Annotated in this window: 18 protein-coding genes; 13 read left to right on the plus strand and 5 right to left on the minus strand. The window is 61.6% G+C overall.

Features of this window, described 5'->3' with window-relative positions; translation table 11 throughout:
* Positions 1–12: 12 nt before the first annotated feature.
* Both ACF8RA_RS13490 and aspA read right to left on the minus strand, forming a co-directional pair.
* Positions 13–1,005 carry an AraC family transcriptional regulator gene (locus ACF8RA_RS13490; protein ID WP_392461483.1) on the minus strand — a complete coding sequence of 331 codons (993 nt, stop codon included), beginning with the start codon at positions 1,003–1,005 and terminating at the stop codon, positions 13–15.
* Positions 1,006–1,235: 230 nt separating this feature from the next.
* Positions 1,236–2,660, minus strand: a complete 1,425-nt coding sequence (aspA, locus tag ACF8RA_RS13495; protein WP_176682916.1) for an aspartate ammonia-lyase — start codon at positions 2,658–2,660, stop codon at positions 1,236–1,238.
* Positions 2,661–2,842: 182 nt separating this feature from the next.
* Between aspA and ACF8RA_RS13500 the strand changes: the two genes are divergently transcribed.
* From ACF8RA_RS13500 to ACF8RA_RS13520, 5 genes are all read left to right on the plus strand, one after another.
* The gene (locus tag ACF8RA_RS13500; RefSeq protein WP_176682915.1) at positions 2,843–3,760 is read left to right on the plus strand and encodes a LysR substrate-binding domain-containing protein; all 918 of its coding nucleotides are present in this window, start codon (positions 2,843–2,845) and stop codon (positions 3,758–3,760) included.
* Positions 3,761–4,288: 528 nt separating this feature from the next.
* Positions 4,289–4,780, plus strand: coding sequence for a 5-(carboxyamino)imidazole ribonucleotide mutase (purE, locus tag ACF8RA_RS13505; RefSeq protein ID WP_176682914.1), 492 nt, complete (start codon positions 4,289–4,291; stop codon positions 4,778–4,780).
* Positions 4,781–4,790: 10 nt separating this feature from the next.
* Positions 4,791–5,873: a 5-(carboxyamino)imidazole ribonucleotide synthase gene (locus ACF8RA_RS13510; protein ID WP_176682913.1), complete on the plus strand. Its 1,083-nt coding sequence runs from the start codon at positions 4,791–4,793 to the stop codon at positions 5,871–5,873.
* Positions 5,874–5,981: 108 nt separating this feature from the next.
* Complete coding sequence (locus tag ACF8RA_RS13515; RefSeq protein WP_176682912.1) at positions 5,982–6,227, plus strand: GlsB/YeaQ/YmgE family stress response membrane protein; 246 nt, start codon at positions 5,982–5,984, stop codon at positions 6,225–6,227.
* 48 nt (positions 6,228–6,275) lie between these two features.
* Entirely contained in the window at positions 6,276–6,809 is a 534-nt protein-coding gene (locus tag ACF8RA_RS13520; RefSeq protein ID WP_176682911.1) for a DUF3299 domain-containing protein, read from the plus strand.
* Positions 6,810–6,933: 124 nt separating this feature from the next.
* Here the strand turns inward: ACF8RA_RS13520 and ACF8RA_RS13525 are convergent, their stop codons facing one another.
* Entirely contained in the window at positions 6,934–7,830 is an 897-nt protein-coding gene (locus ACF8RA_RS13525) for a D-hexose-6-phosphate mutarotase (RefSeq protein ID WP_176682910.1), read from the minus strand.
* A 71-nt stretch (positions 7,831–7,901) separates the two neighbouring features.
* A complete protein-coding gene (locus ACF8RA_RS13530) occupies positions 7,902–8,300 on the minus strand; it encodes an acyl-CoA thioesterase (RefSeq protein WP_003253317.1) in 399 nt (132 codons plus the stop codon).
* A 361-nt stretch (positions 8,301–8,661) separates the two neighbouring features.
* Between ACF8RA_RS13530 and ACF8RA_RS13535 the strand changes: the two genes are divergently transcribed.
* The 8 genes from ACF8RA_RS13535 (at position 8,662) to ACF8RA_RS13570 (ending at position 19,174) form a co-directional block, all read left to right on the plus strand.
* Complete coding sequence (locus ACF8RA_RS13535; protein WP_014592874.1) at positions 8,662–9,951, plus strand: MFS transporter; 1,290 nt, start codon at positions 8,662–8,664, stop codon at positions 9,949–9,951.
* A 236-nt stretch (positions 9,952–10,187) separates the two neighbouring features.
* Positions 10,188–11,186 (plus strand): phosphate ABC transporter substrate-binding protein PstS, encoded by a 999-nt coding sequence (locus tag ACF8RA_RS13540; RefSeq protein ID WP_176682909.1) that lies wholly within the window; start codon positions 10,188–10,190, stop codon positions 11,184–11,186.
* A gap of 138 nt (positions 11,187–11,324) precedes the next feature.
* Positions 11,325–13,613 (plus strand): ABC transporter permease subunit, encoded by a 2,289-nt coding sequence (locus ACF8RA_RS13545; RefSeq protein ID WP_176682908.1) that lies wholly within the window; start codon positions 11,325–11,327, stop codon positions 13,611–13,613.
* 71 nt (positions 13,614–13,684) lie between these two features.
* A complete protein-coding gene (pstA, locus tag ACF8RA_RS13550) occupies positions 13,685–15,301 on the plus strand; it encodes a phosphate ABC transporter permease PstA (RefSeq protein ID WP_176683051.1) in 1,617 nt (538 codons plus the stop codon).
* Between the two features lie 72 nt (positions 15,302–15,373).
* Positions 15,374–16,207, plus strand: coding sequence for a phosphate ABC transporter ATP-binding protein PstB (pstB, locus tag ACF8RA_RS13555; RefSeq protein ID WP_021785270.1), 834 nt, complete (start codon positions 15,374–15,376; stop codon positions 16,205–16,207).
* Between the two features lie 101 nt (positions 16,208–16,308).
* Entirely contained in the window at positions 16,309–17,079 is a 771-nt protein-coding gene (gene phoU / locus ACF8RA_RS13560) for a phosphate signaling complex protein PhoU (protein ID WP_176682907.1), read from the plus strand.
* Between the two features lie 162 nt (positions 17,080–17,241).
* The gene (locus tag ACF8RA_RS13565) at positions 17,242–18,132 is read left to right on the plus strand and encodes a response regulator (RefSeq protein WP_176682906.1); all 891 of its coding nucleotides are present in this window, start codon (positions 17,242–17,244) and stop codon (positions 18,130–18,132) included.
* A 145-nt stretch (positions 18,133–18,277) separates the two neighbouring features.
* Positions 18,278–19,174, plus strand: a complete 897-nt coding sequence (locus ACF8RA_RS13570; RefSeq protein WP_209969111.1) for a peptidoglycan DD-metalloendopeptidase family protein — start codon at positions 18,278–18,280, stop codon at positions 19,172–19,174.
* Positions 19,175–19,186: 12 nt separating this feature from the next.
* Here the strand turns inward: ACF8RA_RS13570 and ACF8RA_RS13575 are convergent, their stop codons facing one another.
* Complete coding sequence (locus tag ACF8RA_RS13575; RefSeq protein WP_176682904.1) at positions 19,187–20,527, minus strand: hemolysin family protein; 1,341 nt, start codon at positions 20,525–20,527, stop codon at positions 19,187–19,189.
* Positions 20,528–20,547 lie beyond the last annotated feature (20 nt).

A 20,547-nucleotide genomic window follows, 5' to 3' on the forward strand; every position in this document is an offset into this window, starting at 1 on the left:
GGCCAGGACAGGTCAACCACGAAAATGGCTCGGCGCCACGCCGCTCCAGCGCTGGAAGGCATGCCGAAAACTGGCCGTCTCACTGAACCCCAAAGTCTCTGCAATCCGGTAGATCGGCATCTGTTCATCGGCCAGCAACTGCTTGGCCCGCTCGAACCTCAGCTCGTCCAGCAGCTGTTGATAACTGCAGCCCAGTGCCTGCAAATGCCGGCGCAGGGTGCGCGACGAGCAGTTCATTTGCCGCGCAAGCCCTTCCAGTCCAGGGGCTGCGTCCAGTTGCTGCGCCAGCAGCTGGCGAATCCGTCCCAGCCATGCCTGGCGACCGGTGAACTCAAGGTTCAGGCGCCGGCAGCGCTCACTCATGGCTTTGTGAGTAATCGGGTCGGCCAGCGGCAGCGGCATATCCAGCCATCGCCGTTCGAAGGCAAAGGCATTGTCCTCGGCGGCGAAACCGATCGGGCATTGAAACGCTCCGGCATAGAGCGCGTGGTAACCAGGGCGAGGGTGCTCAAAGCGTGCGCCAAGCAGCGGCAACGGACGGCCAAGCAGGTCGTCGCAGGTGACTTTCAGCGACACCAGGCAGAACTCGGCGTTGAAAGCGCTCAGCGCCGGGCTGTCCTGGTAATCGCTGGCGCTGAACCAGACACGTTGGCCGTCGTCGAGCAAGCGCAGCTTGAAGACTGTTCCCAGCAGTGCCGGATACTGCAGCGCCAGGCGTAATGCGTCACCCAAAGTGGCACTGGAGAGCAGTGCGTAACCGAGCATGCCGTAGCACGACACATGCATGCGCTGGCCCAGCTCCAGGCCAATGTCCTCGCGTCGGGCCACGGCATTGGCGCAAACCTGCAACTCCTGCTGGGTGGTGATGCGCGCATCGGCATGCCCCAGGTCTGCCGGGCCAATGCCGCTGCCGGCCAGCAGCGCTGAAGCCTCGCAACCGTCTGCCTGGAAGACGTTGAGAATCAGCGAAACTGCGTTGAGGGTGGTCAGGTGGCTGTGCAGCATGCTGGGTAATCCCGTGGGGCTGGGACGCATTATGGAGCAAGTTGTGTGCCGATATCGGGGCTGCAGGTAAACCACATACTCTGCAGGCGCGGTCTGGTGTCGCGAAGGCCCGCAAAAGCGGCCCCCAAAACCTTCAGGCAAAAAAAAGGCCCGAAGCAAGCGCTCGGGCCTTGGAAAGGTTGAGAGGTGTCTAGTCCCTCGACCTGGTGAGACTGTTTACAGCGGCCTGATTACGCCTTCAGCGGAACCAGACGTGGAGCGATCATGTTTTCCGGACGCAGGATGTCGTTGAGCATTGCGTCGTCCAGCAGCTTCTCTTCGCGCACCAGTTCCAGTACACCGCGGCCGCTTTCCAGGGCAACGCGGGCGATACGGGTGGCGTTCTCGTAGCCGATGTACGGGTTCAGTGCGGTAACCAGGCCGATCGAGTGCTCGACCAGTTCACGGCAGCGCTGTTCGTTGGCGGTGATGCCGACGATGCAGTGCTCGCGCAGCATGTCCATGGCACGTTGCAGCAGGCGGATCGAGTCGAAGATCTTGTAGGCGATCAGCGGTTCCATCACGTTCAACTGCAGCTGGCCACCTTCGGCGGCGACGGTCAGGGCCAGGTCGTTGCCCATGATGGCGAAGGCCACCTGGTTTACAGCTTCTGGAATAACCGGGTTGACCTTGCCTGGCATGATCGAGCTGCCTGGCTGACGCGCTGGCAGGTTGATCTCGTTGATGCCGGTGCGCGGGCCGCTGGACAGCAGGCGCAGGTCGTTACAGATCTTCGACAGCTTGACCGCAGTGCGTTTGAGCATGCCGGAGAACAGCACGAAGGCGCCCATGTCGGAGGTGGCTTCGATCAGGTCGGCAGCCGGTACCAGCGGATGGCCGCTGATGGTGGCCAGGCGCTGTACGGCCAAGGCCTGGTAGCCAGGGTCGGCGTTGATGCCAGTACCGATGGCGGTACCGCCCAGGTTGATTTCGGTCAGCAGTTCCGGAGCCAGCGAGCGCAGGCGCTGCAGGTCTTCGTTCATGGTGGTGGCGAAGGCTCGGAATTCCTGGCCCAGGGTCATCGGTACGGCGTCCTGCAGCTGGGTACGGCCCATCTTCAGTACGTGGTCGAATTCTTTACCCTTGGCAGCGAAGGCCTGGATCAGGCTATCAAGGCTGGCCAGCAGCGCGTCGTGACCCAGCAGCAGGCCCAGGCGAATTGCGGTCGGGTAGGCGTCGTTGGTCGACTGCGCCATGTTCACGTCGTTGTTGGGGTGCAGGTACTGGTACTCACCCTTCTGGTGGCCCATGGCCTCCAGCGCAACGTTGGCAATGACTTCGTTGGCGTTCATGTTGGTAGAAGTACCAGCGCCGCCCTGGATCATGTCAACCACGAACTGGTCGTGGTAATCGCCTTTGATCAGGCGGGCGCAGGCTGCGGAAATGGCAGCGTGCTTGGCATCGCTCAGGTGACCCAGCTCACGGTTGGCGTCGGCAGCGGCCTGCTTGACCATGGCCAGGGCCACGACCAGCTTCGGGTAATGCGACAGCGGAACACCAGAGAGGTGGAAGTTGTTGGCAGCGCGCAGGGTCTGGATGCCGTAGTAGGCATCTGCAGGAACTTCAAGGGTACCCAACAAGTCTTTTTCGACGCGGAACGATGCAGCAGAGGACATGATGTATATCATCTCGATTTTGACCCGGCACCTGCCGGAATGGCGCCAATCCTAGGCCTGAAGGTGTTTTTGCGGCCAATGCTATTGCACGCTAACCTATGCACAAACGGCATAGTGTTTCATGTGACGCCAATTGATATTCGAGCGTGTTCCATTTTGGTGCACGCCGGGAGATGTGCTTTGTGAACCTTGAAAGCAAATGGCTGGAAGACTTCAGCGCTCTGGCCGCTACCCGCAGTTTTTCCCAGGCGGCAGAGCGGCGTTTCGTTACTCAACCGGCCTTCAGCCGGCGCATTCGCAGCCTTGAGGCGGCGTTGGGCTTGCAACTGGTTAACCGCTCTCGCACACCCATCGAGCTGACCGAGGCCGGACAGCTATTTCTCGTCACGGCGCGTACTGTTGTCGACCAGTTGAGCGAAATTCTCCGCCATTTGCATCATCTTGAAGGCGGGCAGGGCGAAGTGGTGCAGGTAGCTGCGGCACACTCCTTGGCGTCGGGCTTCTTCCCCCGTTGGGTGGCCCAGTTGCGCAACGACGGTTTGAACATCGCCACCCGCCTGGTTGCGACTAACGTCGGAGATGCCGTACACGCACTGCGCGAAGGCGGTTGCGACCTGATGCTGGCTTTCTACGACCCGGACGCGGCCTTGCAGATGGATGCCGAAATCTTCCCGTCGCTGCACATGGGCACCACTGAAATGCTGCCGGTATGCGCCGTGGATGCCGATGGCAAGCCATTGTTCGACCTGGAAGGCGAGGGCAGCGTGCCATTGCTAGCCTATACCGCCGGCGCGTTCCTCGGCCGCTCGGTCAATTTACTGCTGCGCCAGCGCAACCTGCGTTATACCACCGTCTATGAAACCGCCATGGCCGACAGCCTCAAGAGCATGGCCCTGGAAGGGATGGGCATCGCTTGGGTGCCGCGTCTGTCGATGCGTGGCGAGCTCGAACGCGGTGAGTTGGCGATCTGCGGTGGTAGCCAATGGCATGTGCCGCTGGAAATCCGCCTGTATCGCTGCGCTTTGGTGCGTAAGGCTAACGTCCGCTTGCTATGGCGCAAGCTGGAGTCGTCTGGAGCACAAGGTGAAGCGTCACGTTGAGTTGCCTTTCAGGTAATCAGTGATATTTGCACGATTCCTGCCGCTGTAGCGGTAGCAGTTGGATCGTGTCGGTACACGGGGGCGTGTACGTTTCACACACCCAGCCATTGAACTTCAGTTCGGCGTCTTCATGCGTGGCACCTGGCAGATGGCCAATTTCATGAGCTGGGCACGGTGAGCGAGCGGGCTGCGGAAGCGCTTGGCAATTGCATGCCGAGTACCAGGCCAAACGAAAGTGCGAAGAAGCATGGAGCGTTCATGTAGACGTACCAAAATGCTCGAGTAAGGATGCAGGCTTACAGCACTCGTCGACCCCGAGGCGGCGGGAAAAAGTTGTCCCACGAGACAGCTTGCCCTTTGATCCGACATGTGCTTGTAGGGGTGGGCGGCCAGCCTTTAAATACGTTACAATCCCGCGCCTTCGGCCGACCTGGTCGATTCAGAATCCGTATGACAAGCCACGCCGGCCCACCTGCGTGGCTTGTTGCTTTTAGCGCGCCAGAAGGCGCTTGCAGGAGAGGCTCGACGATGAGTGCACTGGTTGGCGTGATCATGGGCTCCAAGTCCGATTGGTCCACCCTTAGCCACACCGCCGAAATGCTGGAAAAACTCGGCATTCCCTACGAAGTGAAGGTGGTCTCCGCCCACCGCACCCCGGATCTGCTGTTCCAGTATGCCGAGGAGGCTGAGGGCCGTGGCATCGAGGTGATCATCGCCGGTGCCGGTGGCGCAGCCCACCTGCCAGGCATGTGCGCCGCCAAGACCCACCTGCCGGTGCTGGGCGTGCCGGTGCAGTCGTCGATGCTGTCGGGCGTCGATTCGCTGCTGTCGATCGTGCAGATGCCAGCCGGCGTGCCGGTTGCCACCCTGGCCATCGGCCGTGCCGGTGCGGTCAACGCTGCCTTGTTGTCGGCCAGCATCCTGGGCGCCAAGTACCCGCAGTACCACGCGGCGTTGAAGCAGTTCCGCACGGAACAGACCGACACCGTGCTGGACAACCCAGACCCGCGCCAGGCTTGAGGCTCAACCCATGAAGATCGGTGTAATCGGTGGCGGCCAGCTCGGCCGCATGCTGGCCTTGGCGGGTACCCCGCTGGGCATGAACTTCGCCTTCCTCGACCCGGCCCCGGACGCCTGCGCTGCCCCCTTGGGCGAGCACCTGCGTGCCGACTACGGCGACCAGGATCACCTGCGCCAGCTGGCCGACGAAGTCGACCTGGTCACCTTCGAGTTCGAAAGCGTCCCGGCCGAGACCGTGGCCTTCCTCTCGCAGTTCGTGCCGGTGTACCCCAGCGCCGAATCGCTGCGCATCGCCCGTGACCGCCTGTTCGAAAAGAGCATGTTCCGCGACCTGGGCATTCCCACCCCGGCCTTTGCCGACATCCTCTCGCAGGCAGATCTGGACGCCGCAGTGGCCAGCATCGGCCTGCCGGCCGTGCTGAAAACCCGCACCCTGGGTTACGACGGCAAGGGCCAGAAGGTGCTGCGCACGCCAGAAGACGTGGTTGGTACGTTCGCCGAGCTGGGCAGCGTGCCATGCCTGCTGGAAGGCTTCGTGCCGTTCACCGGCGAAGTGTCGCTGGTGGCCGTGCGTGGCCGCGATGGCGAAACCCGCTTCTATCCGCTGGTGCACAACACCCACGAGAGCGGCATCCTGCGCTTGTCGGTAGCCAGCCAGGCACACCCGCTGCAGGCTTTGGCCGAAGATTACGTCGGCCGCGTGTTGCAGAAGCTGGATTACGTTGGCGTGATGGCCTTCGAGTTCTTCGAGGTTGACGGTGGCCTTAAGGCCAACGAAATCGCCCCGCGCGTGCACAACTCCGGGCACTGGACTATCGAAGGCGCCGAGTGCAGCCAGTTCGAGAACCATCTGCGTGCCGTTGCCGGCCTGCCACTTGGCTCGACCGCCAAGGTGGGTGAGAGCGCGATGCTCAACTTCATCGGTGAAGTGCCGGCCGTGGACAAGGTTGTCGCCATCGGGGACTGCCACCTGCACCACTACGGCAAAGCCTTCAAGGTTGGCCGCAAGGTAGGACACGCCACCCTGCGCTGCGCTGACATGGCTACCCTCGAGCGCAAGATTGCTGAAGTAGAGGCGCTGATCAGCAACTGATCGGGCTTCGAATCGAACTTCTGCAAGCGGCATGCCCTCTGAATATGGCAACAAGTCGAAGCCCGTCTAGGCTTTGGCTTGTTCCAACTTCACTGCAGAGGGATTGCCATGGGTATCATTGGAACCATCTTCATCGGCCTCATCGTCGGCCTGCTGGCCCGCTTCATCAAGCCGGGCGATGACAGCATGGGCTGGATCATGACCATCCTGCTGGGTATTGCCGGCTCCTTGGTGGCTACCTATGGCGGCCAGGCGCTGGGTATATACCAGGCTGGGCAAGCGGCGGGCTTCCTTGGCGCGCTGGTCGGTGCCGTGGTGCTGCTGGTGATCTACGGATTCATCAAGAAGCGCTGATTACTGGTTAGAATGCTCGGCAATTCATTCGAGTTGCCGAGCATTTTCATGCGTGCCTTTTTCCTCATCCCCTTGCTGTTGGCCAGTACCCTGGCCCATGCCGAACTGCCCGAAACCGACTGGCTGGAGCTGATGCCCAAGTCGGACCAGAAGGCACTCGAACAAATGCCTGAAATCGACCACAACTCGCCGGAAGCCATGGGCACTTTTACCGCCAAGGGTGGCCTCAAGCAGAGCAAGGGGCTGCCTGCGGTGATGTATTCGACCAAGACCGTGGCGGCCATGAATGGCAAGGACATCCGCCTAGGTGGCTACCCTGTGCCGCTGGAGAGTGACGCCAAGGGCAACAGCACGTTGTTCTTCCTGGTGCCGTACCCGGGTGCGTGCATCCATGTGCCGCCACCGCCGCCCAACCAGTTGGTACTGGTGCGCTACCCGAAAGGCCTGAAGATCGATGACATTTACACCCCGCTGTGGGTCAGCGGCAAGCTGAAGGTGGAAAAGGTCAGCAATGACCTGGCCGATGCGGCCTATGCACTGGATGCGGGGAAGGTGAGGGTGGTGGAGGATGCTGATCTCTGAACGGCTGTGCCGGCCTCTTCGCGGGTAAACCCGCTCCTACGGAACCTCCACAGGCCTTGCATGCCGCGAGGTATCTGTAGGAGCGGGTTTACCCGCGAAGAGGCCGGCACAGGCACTGTAAAACTCAGATCATTTCGCTGACAATCCTGACCCCCAGCGAACTGCTGCGCCCAGGCTCCAACTCCACCAGGTCATCCCACACATTCGCCGTCTCGATGCACAACATCCGCTGCCAGCCATCGTCAGCCATGTCTGCCAGCTCCTTGGCCCGCTCGGTCCAAGGGTTCCAGATCACCGCCGAGCGCGAGCCGCTGCTGGTCAAGGTAATCCGCCGATTCCAATGCGGGTCGACGATGCTCAGGGTCTGCGGGGTGTTCAGGTAGATCCGGTCAGTTTCCCCGGCAAACATCAGGGCCCCTTGCTGCTGGCGCTGTTCCCAGTCCGCCAGGGTCTCGATGTAACCCAGCCCGTCGACACCCTCGACTCGTGCCTGGCGCACATCGCTCACTGCGAAGTAGCTATGCAGGGCCTGGCTGATGGTCACGGGGGTATTGCCCATGTTGCGGCTGGTCAGGCTCAGTTTCAGGTCTGCGCCCATCTCCACCACCAGTTTCAGCTCGACATCATGGGGCCAACCGGGCAGGTCGCCCTGTGCTTCAGGCAGTTCGAACTCGATCCGCAGGGTCTCCTCCACGTCCTCGATACCCAGCAATTGCCAGTCACGCGTGCGCGCAAGCCCGTGGGCAGGCGCCTGTGCTCCGTGGTACATGGCCTGGACGGCCTGAGGGTTACGCTGCAGGTTGCCAAACCATGGCCAGCACACCGGTACCCCGGCGCGTACCGACTTGCCCTGGCGGAAGAGGGCCTGGTCGCTCAGCCACAGCAGTGGCGGTTCGCCTACCTGCTGGTAGCTGAGGACCTGTGCGCCTTGCTGGGCGATCAGGAGTTCGGCGCGGTCACTGCTGATACGCCAGCAGTTGAGTTCGCCATGTTGCTCGGTTACGACCTGAAAGGTAGCCATTGCGTTCTTCTCATTGATTGCCAGTGGGCCTTGGACCCGGGCAGATGCAATGAGTTTACCGCCAGCGTGGCTCAGCGACGAGGCACCGAGCGGGTACGACCACTGCCGTCGATGGCGACGAAGACGAATACCGCTTCGGTGACCTTGCGCCATTCGCTGGACAGCGGGTCGTCGCTCCACACCTCGACCATCATCTGGATCGAGCTGCGGCCGATTTCCAGGGTCTGGGTATAGAAAGACAGCTGTGCGCCGACCGCGACGGGCACCAGGAAGGCCATGCGGTCGATGGCTACGGTGGCTACGCGGCCGCCGGCGACACGGCTGGCCATGGCCGTGCCTGCCAGGTCCATCTGGGCAACCAGCCAACCACCGAAGATATCGCCGAAACCGTTGGTTTCTCGCGGCAGTGCGGTGATCTGCAAGGCCAGGTCGCCTTGCGGGATTGGATCTTCTTGTTCGAGCTCAATCATGCGATGGGGCCTCTGACCCGTGACGCTTTTCGTTGGTGTGGCGCAAAGGCCGGGTAAACGATTCAGCTTGAAACATACTACGCCGATTTCGTTTCACTGGGCGGCCGTAGGGAAACTCTGCGAAACCGCCCGACAATAGTGACCGGCGTTTTCGCACAACATCCCACGTCAGGAGCAACATAATCCTACGAACTGCCAGTATATAGGGCATAACGGCCAGCGACGACCGCGTATTCATGAATATCTGTGTGGATTTTGTATCGCTTTCGGCGTAGCTCGGCAATTTGCTATCTTCGCCTGTCTCCAATCCAGAAGCCGCGCGCCAAGCGGCCTGCATGCCCTACAAAGAGAACAACGAGCGATGACTTCCGTGCCGAGCAGTATCGAGCAGCCCTCGCGGCCGCTGACCCGCAGCGACTACAAGACCCTCTCACTGTCCGCCCTGGGCGGCGCGCTGGAGTTCTACGATTTCATCATCTTCGTGTTCTTCGCCACGGTGGTGGGCAAGTTGTTCTTCCCGGCCGACATGCCCGAGTGGCTGCGGCTGATGCAAACATTCGGCATCTTCGCCGCCGGCTACCTGGCGCGGCCGCTGGGCGGCATCATCATGGCTCACTTCGGCGACTTGCTCGGGCGCAAGAAGATGTTCACCCTGAGCATCTTCATGATGGCCCTGCCGACCCTGATCATGGGCCTGCTGCCGACGTATGCGCAGATCGGCATGTGGGCACCGATCCTGCTGTTGCTGATGCGCGTGATCCAGGGCGCGGCAATCGGCGGCGAAGTACCGGGCGCATGGGTGTTCGTCTCTGAACACGTGCCGGCTCGCAACACCGGCTACGCCTGCGGCACCCTGACCGCCGGCCTGACCGCCGGCATTCTGCTGGGCTCGCTGGTAGCGACCTTGATCAACAGCGTGTACAGCGCGGAAGAGGTGGCTGACTACGCCTGGCGTATCCCGTTCCTGCTTGGCGGTGTGTTCGGCCTGTTCTCGGTTTATCTGCGCCGTTGGCTGCACGAAACCCCGGTGTTCGCCGAAATGCAGCAACGCAAGGCACTGGCGGAGGAGTTGCCACTGCGCGCCGTGCTGCGTGACCATCGTGGTCCGATCATCCTGTCGATGCTGCTGACCTGGATGCTTTCGGCCGGCATCGTGGTGGTCATCCTGATGACCCCGGCGCTGCTGCAGAGCATCTACCACATCAGCCCGACCGACTCGCTCAAGGCCAACAGCCTGGCCATCGTGTTGCTCAGCTTCGGCTGTATTGGTGCCGGCAGCCTGGCTGACCGGTATGGGGCGGGTCGGGTGTTCGTGATCGGCAGCCTGCTTTTGCTGGCCAGTTCCTGGGTCTTCTACCACAGCCTGCCGACCCGGCCCGAGTTGCTGTTCCCCCTGTATGCCGTGACCGGCCTGTGCGTGGGCGTGATTGGCGCAGTGCCTTATGTCATGGTCAAGGCGTTCCCGGCGGTGGTGCGTTTCAGCGGGCTGTCGTTCTCGTACAACGTGGCCTACGCCATCTTTGGCGGGCTGACGCCGATGGTGGTGACCGCGCTGCTGAAGGTGAGCCCGATGGCGCCTGCCTACTACGTGGCAGGCCTGTGCGCCGTTGGTCTGGCTGTGGGCCTGTACCTGCTCGCCAACAAGCGCTGATCTGCGCTACGGCTACTGGCCTCTTCGCGGCTAAAGCCGCTCCTACAGGGTTTTGCACAAGCCTCAAGGCCGACACCAAACCTGTAGGAGCGGCTTTAGCCGCGAAGTGGCCAGACCAGCTTCCAGTGATGGCCTTTCATCCAATTGTCATAATGAAGTCATATCGTATTCATGCGGCCTGCCGATACTTGGGCCCGTTCCATCCAACACCCCAATATTCCTGCTAGGAGCAAGGCATGAAACTGAAGCGTTTGATGGCGGCCCTTACCTTTGCCGCCGCTGGCGTTGCAACCGCCAACGCGGTAGCCGCTGTCGATCCTGCGATCCCGACCTACACCAAGACCACTGGTGTATCGGGCAACCTCTCCAGCGTCGGTTCCGACACCCTCGCGAACCTCATGACTCTGTGGGCCGAGGCCTACAAGAAGGAATATCCGAACGTAAACATCCAGATCCAGGCTGCCGGCTCCTCTACCGCGCCACCCGCGCTGACCGAAGGCACCGCCAACCTCGGCCCGATGAGCCGCAAGATGAAGGACGTCGAGCTGCAAGCCTTCGAGCAGAAGTACGGCTACAAGCCGACCGCCATCCCGGTTGCCGTCGACGCCCTGGCCGTGTTCGTGCACAAGGACAACCCAATCAAGGGCCTGACCATGGCTCAGGTCGACGCCATCTTCTCCTCCACTCGCCTGTGCGGTGGCAAGGCCGACATCAAGACCTGGGGCGACGTCGGTGTGACCGGTGACCTGGCCAACAAGCCAATTCAGTTGTTCGGCCGCAACTCGGTATCCGGCACCTACGGCTACTTCAAGGAAGAAGCCCTGTGCAAAGGCGACTTCAAGCCTAACGTCAACGAACAGCCTGGCTCGGCTTCGGTCGTGCAGTCGATCAGCTCCTCGCTGAACGGCATCGGCTACTCGGGTATTGGCTACAAGACCGCCAGCGTCAAGACCGTAGCCCTGGCCAAGAAAGAAGGCGGCGAGTTTGTTGAAGACAACGAAGCCAACGCCCTGAACGGCACCTACCCGCTGTCGCGCTTCCTGTACGTCTACGTAAACAAGGCGCCGAACAAGCCTCTGGCCCCGCTGGAAGCCGAGTTCGTCAAGCTGGTGCTGTCGCAAGCGGGCCAGCAGGTGGTGGTGAAGGACGGCTACATCCCGCTGCCGGCAAAAGTCGTCGACAAGACCCTGGCTGACCTGGGCCTGTCGCACACCGGTAACGTTGCAAAGAAGTAAGTAATTAAGAAGAGGCCGGTGCCACTGCCCGGCCTCTTCCACGCATTTTCAGTCCGAAGCCAGGCTCCCTGTGCGGCGGGCTTTCGCGCGTCACCACTTTGTAATGTTTTTGTCACACGGGACCGCTAGGGTGTGCGCATGAATGATCTGGCCAATTCCAACATGACCCAAAACTCCCAGCCCGTGCGCATTGATTTCAATACGCCCGAGTTGCAACGCAAGCGGCGCATGCGCGCGCTCAAGGACCGCCTGACCCGCTGGTACGTACTGGTAGGCGGGCTTGCCGTATTGGCGGCCATCACGCTGATCTTCTTCTACCTGGCTTATGTGGTGTTGCCACTGTTCCAGGGCGCCGAGCTGACCAGCAAGAAGGCCCTGGAGCCGACATGGCTGCAGCAGGATGCCGGTAAGCCACTGATGATCGCGCTTGAAGAGCAGAATCAGGTGGGGATGCGTGTTTCGGACAAGGGCCAGGCACTGTTCTTCGATACCAAGACCGGTAACGAACTCAAGCGTGTCGATCTGGCAGTGCCGGCGGACACCCAGGTTACTTCCATCAGTACTGACCAGCCGGGCAGCGCGCTGGTGGTACTGGGCTTGTCCAATGGTCAGGCCCTGGTGTTCCACCACACCTACAAGATCACCTACCCGGACAACAAGAAAACCATCACCCCTGGCATCGATTACCCGTACGGCGAGCAATCGTTCGTGCTCGACGAGCAGGGGCGTGCGCTGGACCATGTCAGCGTCAACGTCAATGGGGACACCCTGCTGCTGGCCGGCTCTACTGGTGCTCAGCTGCAGGTGGTCGAACTGACCCGCACGGAAAACATGATGACCGAAGAGGTCACCACCGAGCAGAACCGCATCGACCTGCCGCAAATGACCGAAACGGTGAAGAATATCTTCATCGACCCACGCCAGCACTGGCTGTATGTGATCAACGGTCGCGCCACGGCCGATGTGTTCAGCCTGCGCGACAAGAGCCTCAACGGCCGTTATAAGCTGTCTGAAAGCGCCGACACCGAAATTACCGCCACCGCCCAGCTGGTTGGTGGCATTTCGCTGATCATCGGTGACTCCAAGGGGGGGCTGGCCCAATGGTTCATGGCCCGTGACCCGGATGGCGAATCGCGCTTCAAGCAGATCCGTACCTTCCAGATGGGCAAGGCGCCAATCGTGCAGATCGACGCCGAAGAGCGCCGCAAGGGCTTCATCGCCCTGGACGCCGAAGGCAAACTGGGCGTGTTCCACAGCACTGCACACCGAACCCTGCTGGTTGAGCCGGCTGCCGAAGGCCCTGGCACGCTGGCCCTGTCGCCACGCGCCAACCGCATCATCATCGAAGAAGGCGGCAAGCTGTTGCCGTTGAGCCTGCGTAACCCGCACCCGGAAGTTTCGTTCAGCGCGCTGTGGGGCAAGGTGTGGTACGAGAACTATGACGAGCCGAAATACGTCTGGCAATCGACCGCTTCGAACACTGACTTCGAGCCCAAACTGAGCCTGTCGCCGCTGACCTTCGGTACCTTGAAGGCCGCGTTCTACGCCATGATCCTGGCTGCCCCGCTGGCCATTGCCGCAGCCATCTATACCGCCTACTTCATGGCCCCGCGCATGCGCCGCAAGGTCAAGCCAGTGATCGAGTTGATGGAAGCGATGCCGACGGTGATCCTTGGCTTCTTCGCCGGCCTGTTTTTGGCCCCGTACCTGGAAGGCCACCTGCCCGGTGTGTTCAGCCTGTTCCTGCTGATGCCGATCGGTATCCTGCTGGCCGGCTTTTTCTGGAGCCGACTGCCGGAGTCGATCCGCCTGCGTGTACCGGATGGTTGGGAAGCGGCGATCCTGATTCCGGTCATCCTGTTCACCGGCTGGTTCGCCCTGACCATGAGCCCGCATCTGGAAAGCTGGTTCTTCGGCGGCGACATGCGCCTGTGGATCACCAACGACTTGGGTATCACCTACGACCAGCGCAACGCCCTTGTAGTCGGTATCGCCATGGGCTTCGCGGTCATCCCGAACATCTACTCGATTGCCGAAGACGCCGTGTTCAGTGTGCCGCGCAGTCTGACCCTGGGCTCGCTGGCACTGGGCGCGACGCCTTGGCAGACGCTGACCCGCGTGGTCATCCTCACTGCCAGCCCGGGCATCTTCTCGGCGTTGATGATCGGCATGGGCCGTGCGGTAGGCGAGACCATGATCGTGCTGATGGCGACCGGCAACACACCGGTGATGGAGATGAACCTGTTCGAGGGCATGCGCACCCTGGCCGCCAACGTGGCTGTGGAAATGCCGGAATCGGAAGTCGGTGGCAGCCACTATCGCGTGCTGTTCCTGGCCGCCCTGGTGCTGCTGATGTTCACCTTCGTCATGAACACCTTGGCCGAGCTGATTCGCCAGCGTCTGCGCAAGAAATACTCGTCGCTTTGATAGAAAGGTAGCGATCCGTGAAAAAGGATTCCCTCAAAGGCTGGTTCAAGAGCGGCGCCCCAGGCGTCTGGATGAGCGGCGGTGCGGTGGCCATGGCCGTGATCATGACCGTCGGCCTGCTGGCGGTGATCGCCGTGCGTGGCCTGGGCCACTTCTGGCCAGCCGATCTTGTCCAGGCCACCTACAAGGTGCCGGGTCAGGCCGATCACGTCGTCATTGGTGAAGTGGTGCAGAAGGAGGAAGTACCCCGAGCTCGTCTGAAGGGGGCTGGCCTGCCGGTGCCTGACCAGGGGCCGGAGTTCATGACCCGAGAGCTGATCAAGGTGGGTAACCGCGACCTCAATGGTAGCGACTTCACCTGGGTGGTCGGCGACTGGCTGGTCGATGAGCAACACCCAGCCGACCTGATTGCCGTGGAACGCCGTGAGTGGGGCAATTTTTACGGCTACCTGGTCAGCGTCAAGGAAGAAGGCCGCGTAGTCGCCGAGGGGCCTGCCGCCTGGAACGAACTGCAGGCCCGTCTCAAACGCGCCAACCAGCTCAACAACGAGCTGCAAAGCCTCGAGAAGAAGGATATCGGGGCCATCAACCATGGCCTCGAGCGCCTGCGCTTGCAGGCGCGCAAGCTGGAGCTGGACGGCAAGCTGGACGCCGCCGCGCAAGCCGACATGGACGCCGACCGTGCCGAACTGAACAGCCGCTACAAGGCTATCGAAGACCGCCTGACTGGCCTGCACCAGGCCTTTGCCCGTGACAGCCTGGTGGCCCGCGATGCCAATGGCCGTGAAGTGGAAATCAACCTGAGCAAGGTGGTGCATGCCATTCAGCCGAACGGCATGTCGGCGCTCACCAAGTTGGGTACTTATTTCGGCAAGGTCTGGGAGTTCCTCAGCGACGACCCGCGTGAAGCCAACACCGAGGGCGGTATCTTCCCTGCCATCTTCGGTACCGTGATGATGACCTTGATCATGGCTGTGATCGTCACCCCGTTCGGCGTGCTGGCTGCCGTTTACCTGCGTGAATACGCCAGGCAGGGTCCGGTCACCCGGCTTATCCGCATTGCGGTGAACAACCTGGCCGGTGTTCCTGCGATCGTCTACGGTGTGTTCGGTCTGGGCTTCTTCGTCTACGTACTGGGTGGTTCGATCGACCGCCTGTTCTTCCCGGAAGCACTGCCGGCGCCGACGCTGGGTACCCCGGGGCTGCTGTGGGCATCGCTGACTCTGGCATTGCTGGCGGTGCCGGTGGTGATCGTGGCCACCGAAGAAGGCCTGGCGCGTATCCCGCGCACCGTGCGTGAAGGCTCGTTGGCGTTGGGTGCAACCAAGGCCGAGACCCTGTGGAAAATCGTCCTGCCCATGGCCAGTCCGGCCATGATGACCGGCATGATCCTTGCCGTGGCCCGTGCCGCCGGCGAAGTGGCGCCGCTGATGCTGGTGGGTGTGGTGAAGCTGGCGCCATCGCTGCCGGTGGATGGTAACTACCCGTATCTGCATCTGGACCAGAAGATCATGCACCTGGGCTTCCACATCTATGACGTCGGCTTCCAGAGCCCGAACGTCGAAGCCGCTCGGCCGCTGGTATACGCCACTGCGCTGCTGCTGGTGCTGGTAATCGCGACCCTCAACCTCTCTGCCGTGTGGATCCGCAACCACCTGCGCGAGAAGTACAAGGCGCTGGACAGCTGACCCTGATAGCAAGCGTGCCGCCCGTAAGCCGGGCGGGCCTTTGAAACGAATTGATAGCGTATGGAGTTGACCATGCAGCAAGATTCCCACACCCATGGCATCGACATGTCTGCCTTGGGCCGCAACAAGCAGAGCCTGCGCCTGGCTGAAGAAACCGTGGCCATCGAAGTGCCGGGCCTGAGCCTGTTCTATGGCGACAAGCAAGCGCTGTTCGACGTACAGATGAACATCCCAAAGCAGCGTGTGACCGCCTTCATCGGCCCGTCCGGCTGCGGCAAGTCGACCCTGCTGCGTACCTTCAACCGGATGAACGACCTGGTTGACGGTTGCCGTGTGGAAGGTGCCATCAACCTGTATGGCAACAACATCTACCGCAAGGGCGAAGACGTTGCCGAACTGCGCCGGCGTGTGGGCATGGTGTTCCAGAAGCCGAACCCGTTCCCCAAGACCATCTACGAGAACGTGGTCTACGGCCTGCGCATCCAGGGCATCAACAAGAAGCGCGTGCTCGATGAAGCCGTCGAGTGGGCGTTGAAGGGCGCCGCCTTGTGGGACGAGGTCAAGGATCGCCTGCACGAGTCGGCGCTGGGCCTGTCCGGTGGCCAGCAGCAGCGTCTGGTCATCGCCCGTACCATTGCCGTGGAGCCGGAGGTGTTGCTGCTTGACGAGCCGTGCTCGGCGCTGGACCCGATCTCGACCTTGAAGGTCGAAGAACTGATCTACGAATTGAAATCCAAGTACACCATCGTCATCGTGACCCACAACATGCAGCAAGCGGCGCGTGTTTCGGACTACACCGCGTTCATGTACATGGGCAAACTGGTCGAATTCGGGGATACCGATACCCTGTTCACCAACCCGGCGAAGAAGCAGACCGAAGACTACATTACCGGTCGCTACGGCTAAGCGCCGCTCGCGAAACAGGCACCTCGGTGTCTGGCACCGGCGTTGCCGGTGTTCGCGGGTAAACCCGCTCCTACAGGGCCGCGCTACCAAAGGACAAAACGATGATCAACAAAGAAAGCCTTACCCATCACATTTCCCAGCAGTTCAACGCCGAGCTCGAAGAGGTGCGCAGCCACCTGCTGGCCATGGGCGGGCTGGTGGAAAAGCAGGTCAACGACGCGGTTACCGCGCTGATCGAAGCCGACTCTGGTCTGGCCCAGCAGGTGCGCGAGGTTGACGAGCAGATCAACCAGATGGAGCGCAACATCGACGAGGAGTGCTTGCGCATCCTCGCCCGCCGCCAGCCAGCGGCCTCGGACCTGCGCCTGATCATCAGCATTTCCAAGTCGGTGATCGACTTGGAACGCATCGGTGACGAGTCGACCAAGATCGCCCGCCGCGCCATCCAGCTGTGCGAAGAGGGCGAGTCGCCACGTGGCTATGTCGAGGTACGCCATATTGGCGACCAGGTGCGCAACATGGTCCGTGATGCGCTGGACGCCTTTGCCCGCTTCGACGCCGACCTGGCGCTGTCGGTGGCCCAGTACGACAAGACCATCGACCGCGAATACAAGACCGCGCTGCGTGAACTGGTGACCTACATGATGGAAGACCCGCGCTCTATCTCGCGGGTGCTGAGCGTGATCTGGGTGCTGCGTTCACTGGAGCGTATTGGCGACCATGCGCGCAACATCTCCGAACTGGTGATCTATCTGGTGCGCGGCACCGATGTGCGCCACATGGGGCTCAAGCGCATGACGGCAGAAGTGCAGGGCACTGCTGTCGCCAACGGCGAAAAGGCTAATGTTCTGGGCGAATCTGACGATAAGTAAGGTTGCTCCCGAGCATCGACGCCCGGCCTTGGCCGGGCGTTTTCGTTTGCGGTCGAGAGCCGGCAGGCACCCGCGAACGATGTGAAGAGGTCCCGGCGTGACCAGGTTGTGGCAAGTAGCCATCATTGGCAGTAGGCTAGACGGGATTCGTAAGGAGTATCGATGAGTAAAGTGAATGTGCTGGTCGTGGATGACGCCCCGTTTATCCGTGATCTGGTCCGCAAGTGTCTGCGTAATGCCTTCCCGGGTATGGCCATCGACGACGCGGTCAACGGTCGCAAGGCCATGGCCATGCTCGGCAAGGAAGCGTTCGACCTGGTCCTGTGCGACTGGGAAATGCCGGAAATGTCAGGCCTGGAACTGCTTACCTGGTGCCGTCAGCAGCCTGCACTGAAAAATCTGCAGTTCATCATGGTGACCAGCCGTGGTGACAAGGAAAACGTCATTCAGGCGATCCAGGCGGGCGTTTCCGATTTTGTAGGCAAGCCGTTCACCAACGAGCAACTGCTGACCAAGGTAAAGAAAGCCCTGACCAAGATCGGCAAGCTCGACAGCCTGATGGCCATCGGCCCGGCACGAGCCAATTCGGCGTTTGCCAACGATTCGTTGAACGCGCTGACTGCGGGCAAGCCGGAAGCGGTCAAGGTTGCGGCGCCAGCGCCGGCGTCGGCCAAGCCTTTGGTCGCGGCTCCTGCACCTGCTGCCCCCGCGCCGAGCGGTCGTGGCCAGGGCCAGCTGCGCCTGGCCAGTGGTACGCAGCCATGTGTGATCAAGGCGTTGAGCCTGAAAGAGGCACTGCTGGTGGTACGCCGCAGCGAAGCGCTGCCACAGGTGCTGGAAGGTGCGGTGCTGGACCTGGAGCAGGGCGAAAGTGCCGAAGTCGCTCGCCTGAACGGCTACCTGCATGCTGTCGCGGCGCTGGAGCCAAAACCAGACAGTGACTGGTTGCAGTTGACTTTCAAGTTTGTCGACCAGGATGCCCAGAAGCTCGACTACCTTTCTCGGTTGATCGCCCGCGGCACTGCGCAGAAGCACTTCACACCTGGTGGCTGACCCCGGCCCCGCGCCATGCTTTTGGCAGGAGCAGCACAAGGTGCTCCTGGCAAAAGCCCGCGTCGCCCATCCGACCAGCTGCAATACCGACCGTAAAACCCGCTGCTAGGCTTCGACAGATCATAACTGTCAAAAAGCCACTATCATGCCCGCCCGCCTGCTGCTGTTCTGTGCATTGCTCATGGCCTCAGTGTCGAGCCAGGGCGTGACGCTCTACAAGATCACCGACGATTCCGGTGTCATCTCCTATTCCGACCGGCCTGGCCCCGGCGCCAAGCCCTTGGTGCTGCGCGAGCCCATGGTCGAAACGCTCGAAGGCCAAGTGCGGCTGAATGCGAAAACCTTCGACGGTGGCGTGAGCTTTTCCGCACGTAACGAGCTGCATGTGCCGGTAGAGGTAGAGTTGCGGCTGGACAACCTGGTCAACGCACAAGGCGGCGATGCCCCGCGTATCGTGCGCCGGCTGCTGCCGCCGCGCAGCACGCAGATGCTCAGTGTGCTCAGGGGGCGGCCCGGGCTGCTGCTGAACTACCGTTCGACCCTGCTGCAGGCCATGGGTGACCCGGGCAAACGGCCCCAGGGCTTCCGCTATGCGTTCCCGTGGATTGGCGGGCCGTTCCGTGTCACTCAGGGCCCCAATGGTCGCGTCAGTCATTTTGGACCCAAAGGGCGCTACGCCATGGATATCGCCATGCCCGAAGGCACCACCATCATCGCGGCGCGGGAAGGGGTGGTGGTGAAGACGGAGAACAGCCAGAGCGGGCGCGGCCCCAACCCCTCGGGTAACTTTGTCAGGATTTTGCACCCCGATGGCACCATGGGCGTATACCTTCACCTGATGCGCGGTTCGGTGGTGGTGGCGGAGGGGCAACGGGTACGGCAGGGCCAGATGCTGGCCAAGTCGGGCAATACCGGCAACAGCACTGGGCCGCACCTGCATTTTGTGGTGCAGCGCAATGTGGGGTTGGCGCTGGAGTCGATACCTTACCGCTTCGACAGGCCGATCAGCGGGATGCCGGATTTCACTGCCGGCAACCCCTGAGCGATTTGGCCATCAATCCAGCTTCAGCACCTTGGCCAGTACGATCTTGGGCCCTTTCATCTTCTTGATGATGATGCGCAGCCCTTCGACCTCCAGCGACTCCTCTTCTTCAGGCACGCGCTTGAGCGTTTCGTAAATCAGCCCGGCCAAGGTTTCTGCCTCGATGTGGTCAAGGTCGATACCCAGCAAGCGCTCGACCTTGAACAGGGGGGTGTCGCCGCGCACCAGGAGCTTGCCCGGCTGGTAGGCGAGAATGCCACGCTCGGTCTTGCGGTGTTCGTCCTGGATGTCGCCTACCAGCACTTCCAGCACGTCTTCCATGGTCAGGTAGCCGATCACCTTGCCATCGGCTTCCTCGACCAGCACGAAGTGCGCTCCGCCCTTACGGAACTGCTCCAGCAACTGGGCCAGCGGCATGTGCCGCGACACGCGTTCGAGTGGCCGGGCAAGGTCCTCCAGGTCGATGGTCTCTGGCAAGTGCTCCAGCTCAGCCAGCTCCAGCAGCAGGTCCTTGATGTGCAGCAGGCCGGTGAATTCTTCGCGCTCGGCGTCGTACACCGGGTAGCGGCTGAACTTGTGGCGGCGCACCAGGGCCAGGATCTGCTTCAGAGGCGCATGAGCGTCGATGCTGATCATGTCCTCACGCGAGTTGGCCCAGTCGACCACTTCCAGCTCGCCCATTTCCACGGCCGAGGCCAGCACGCGCATGCCTTGGTCGCTTGGGTCCTGGCCACGGCTGGAGTGCAGGATCAGCTTGAGCTCTTCGCGGCTGTAGTGGTGTTCGTGGTGCGGGCCAGGCTCGCCCTGGCCGGCAATGCGCAGGATGGTGTTGGCACTGGCATTGAGCAGGTAGATGGCCGGGTACATCGCCCAGTAGAACAGGTACAGCGGCACGGCAGTCCACAGCGACAGCAGCTCTGGCTTGCGGATAGCCCAGGACTTGGGTGCCAGTTCGCCGACCACGATGTGCAGGTACGAGATGACGAAGAAGGCGACGAAGAACGAGATGCCCTTGATCAGCTCGGCGCTGTCCACGCCGAAATAGGCCAGCAATGGCTCCAGCAGGTGGGCGAAGGCGGGCTCACCCACCCAGCCCAGGCCCAGCGAGGCGAGGGTGATGCCCAACTGGCAGGCCGACAGGTAGGCGTCGAGCTGGTTGTGAACCTTGCGCAGGATGTTGCCGCGCCAGCCGTGCTTTTCGGCGATGGCCTCTACGCGTGTGGCGCGCAGCTTGACCATGGCGAACTCCGCAGCAACGAAGAAGCCGTTGAGCAGCACCAGCAGGAAGGCAAAAATGATCATGCCGAAATCGGCGAATAACGAGGTGAGGCTGATACCAGAAGAAGGGTCCATGATGGAGTTTTTACGGGGTC

Source organism: Pseudomonas sp. FYR_5, from assembly GCF_043106315.1.
In the GTDB taxonomy this organism is placed as follows: domain Bacteria; phylum Pseudomonadota; class Gammaproteobacteria; order Pseudomonadales; family Pseudomonadaceae; genus Aquipseudomonas; species Aquipseudomonas putida_Y.

What these genes read in the sequence shown, in the direction of transcription:
- ACF8RA_RS13490 (WP_392461483.1), bottom strand. Translation starts at nt 1,005, where the DNA reads ATGCTGCACAGCCACCTGACCACCCTCAACGCAGTTTCGCTGATTCTC.
- aspA (WP_176682916.1), bottom strand. Translation starts at nt 2,660, where the DNA reads ATGTCCTCTGCTGCATCGTTCCGCGTCGAAAAAGACTTGTTGGGTACC.
- purE (WP_176682914.1), top strand. Translation starts at nt 4,289, where the DNA reads ATGAGTGCACTGGTTGGCGTGATCATGGGCTCCAAGTCCGATTGGTCC.
- ACF8RA_RS13510 (WP_176682913.1), top strand. Translation starts at nt 4,791, where the DNA reads ATGAAGATCGGTGTAATCGGTGGCGGCCAGCTCGGCCGCATGCTGGCC.
- ACF8RA_RS13515 (WP_176682912.1), top strand. Translation starts at nt 5,982, where the DNA reads ATGGGTATCATTGGAACCATCTTCATCGGCCTCATCGTCGGCCTGCTG.
- ACF8RA_RS13520 (WP_176682911.1), top strand. Translation starts at nt 6,276, where the DNA reads ATGCGTGCCTTTTTCCTCATCCCCTTGCTGTTGGCCAGTACCCTGGCC.
- ACF8RA_RS13525 (WP_176682910.1), bottom strand. Translation starts at nt 7,830, where the DNA reads ATGGCTACCTTTCAGGTCGTAACCGAGCAACATGGCGAACTCAACTGC.
- ACF8RA_RS13530 (WP_003253317.1), bottom strand. Translation starts at nt 8,300, where the DNA reads ATGATTGAGCTCGAACAAGAAGATCCAATCCCGCAAGGCGACCTGGCC.
- ACF8RA_RS13535 (WP_014592874.1), top strand. Translation starts at nt 8,662, where the DNA reads ATGACTTCCGTGCCGAGCAGTATCGAGCAGCCCTCGCGGCCGCTGACC.
- ACF8RA_RS13540 (WP_176682909.1), top strand. Translation starts at nt 10,188, where the DNA reads ATGAAACTGAAGCGTTTGATGGCGGCCCTTACCTTTGCCGCCGCTGGC.
- ACF8RA_RS13545 (WP_176682908.1), top strand. Translation starts at nt 11,325, where the DNA reads ATGAATGATCTGGCCAATTCCAACATGACCCAAAACTCCCAGCCCGTG.
- pstA (WP_176683051.1), top strand. Translation starts at nt 13,685, where the DNA reads ATGAGCGGCGGTGCGGTGGCCATGGCCGTGATCATGACCGTCGGCCTG.
- pstB (WP_021785270.1), top strand. Translation starts at nt 15,374, where the DNA reads ATGCAGCAAGATTCCCACACCCATGGCATCGACATGTCTGCCTTGGGC.
- phoU (WP_176682907.1), top strand. Translation starts at nt 16,309, where the DNA reads ATGATCAACAAAGAAAGCCTTACCCATCACATTTCCCAGCAGTTCAAC.
- ACF8RA_RS13565 (WP_176682906.1), top strand. Translation starts at nt 17,242, where the DNA reads ATGAGTAAAGTGAATGTGCTGGTCGTGGATGACGCCCCGTTTATCCGT.
- ACF8RA_RS13570 (WP_209969111.1), top strand. Translation starts at nt 18,278, where the DNA reads ATGCCCGCCCGCCTGCTGCTGTTCTGTGCATTGCTCATGGCCTCAGTG.
- ACF8RA_RS13575 (WP_176682904.1), bottom strand. Translation starts at nt 20,527, where the DNA reads ATGGACCCTTCTTCTGGTATCAGCCTCACCTCGTTATTCGCCGATTTC.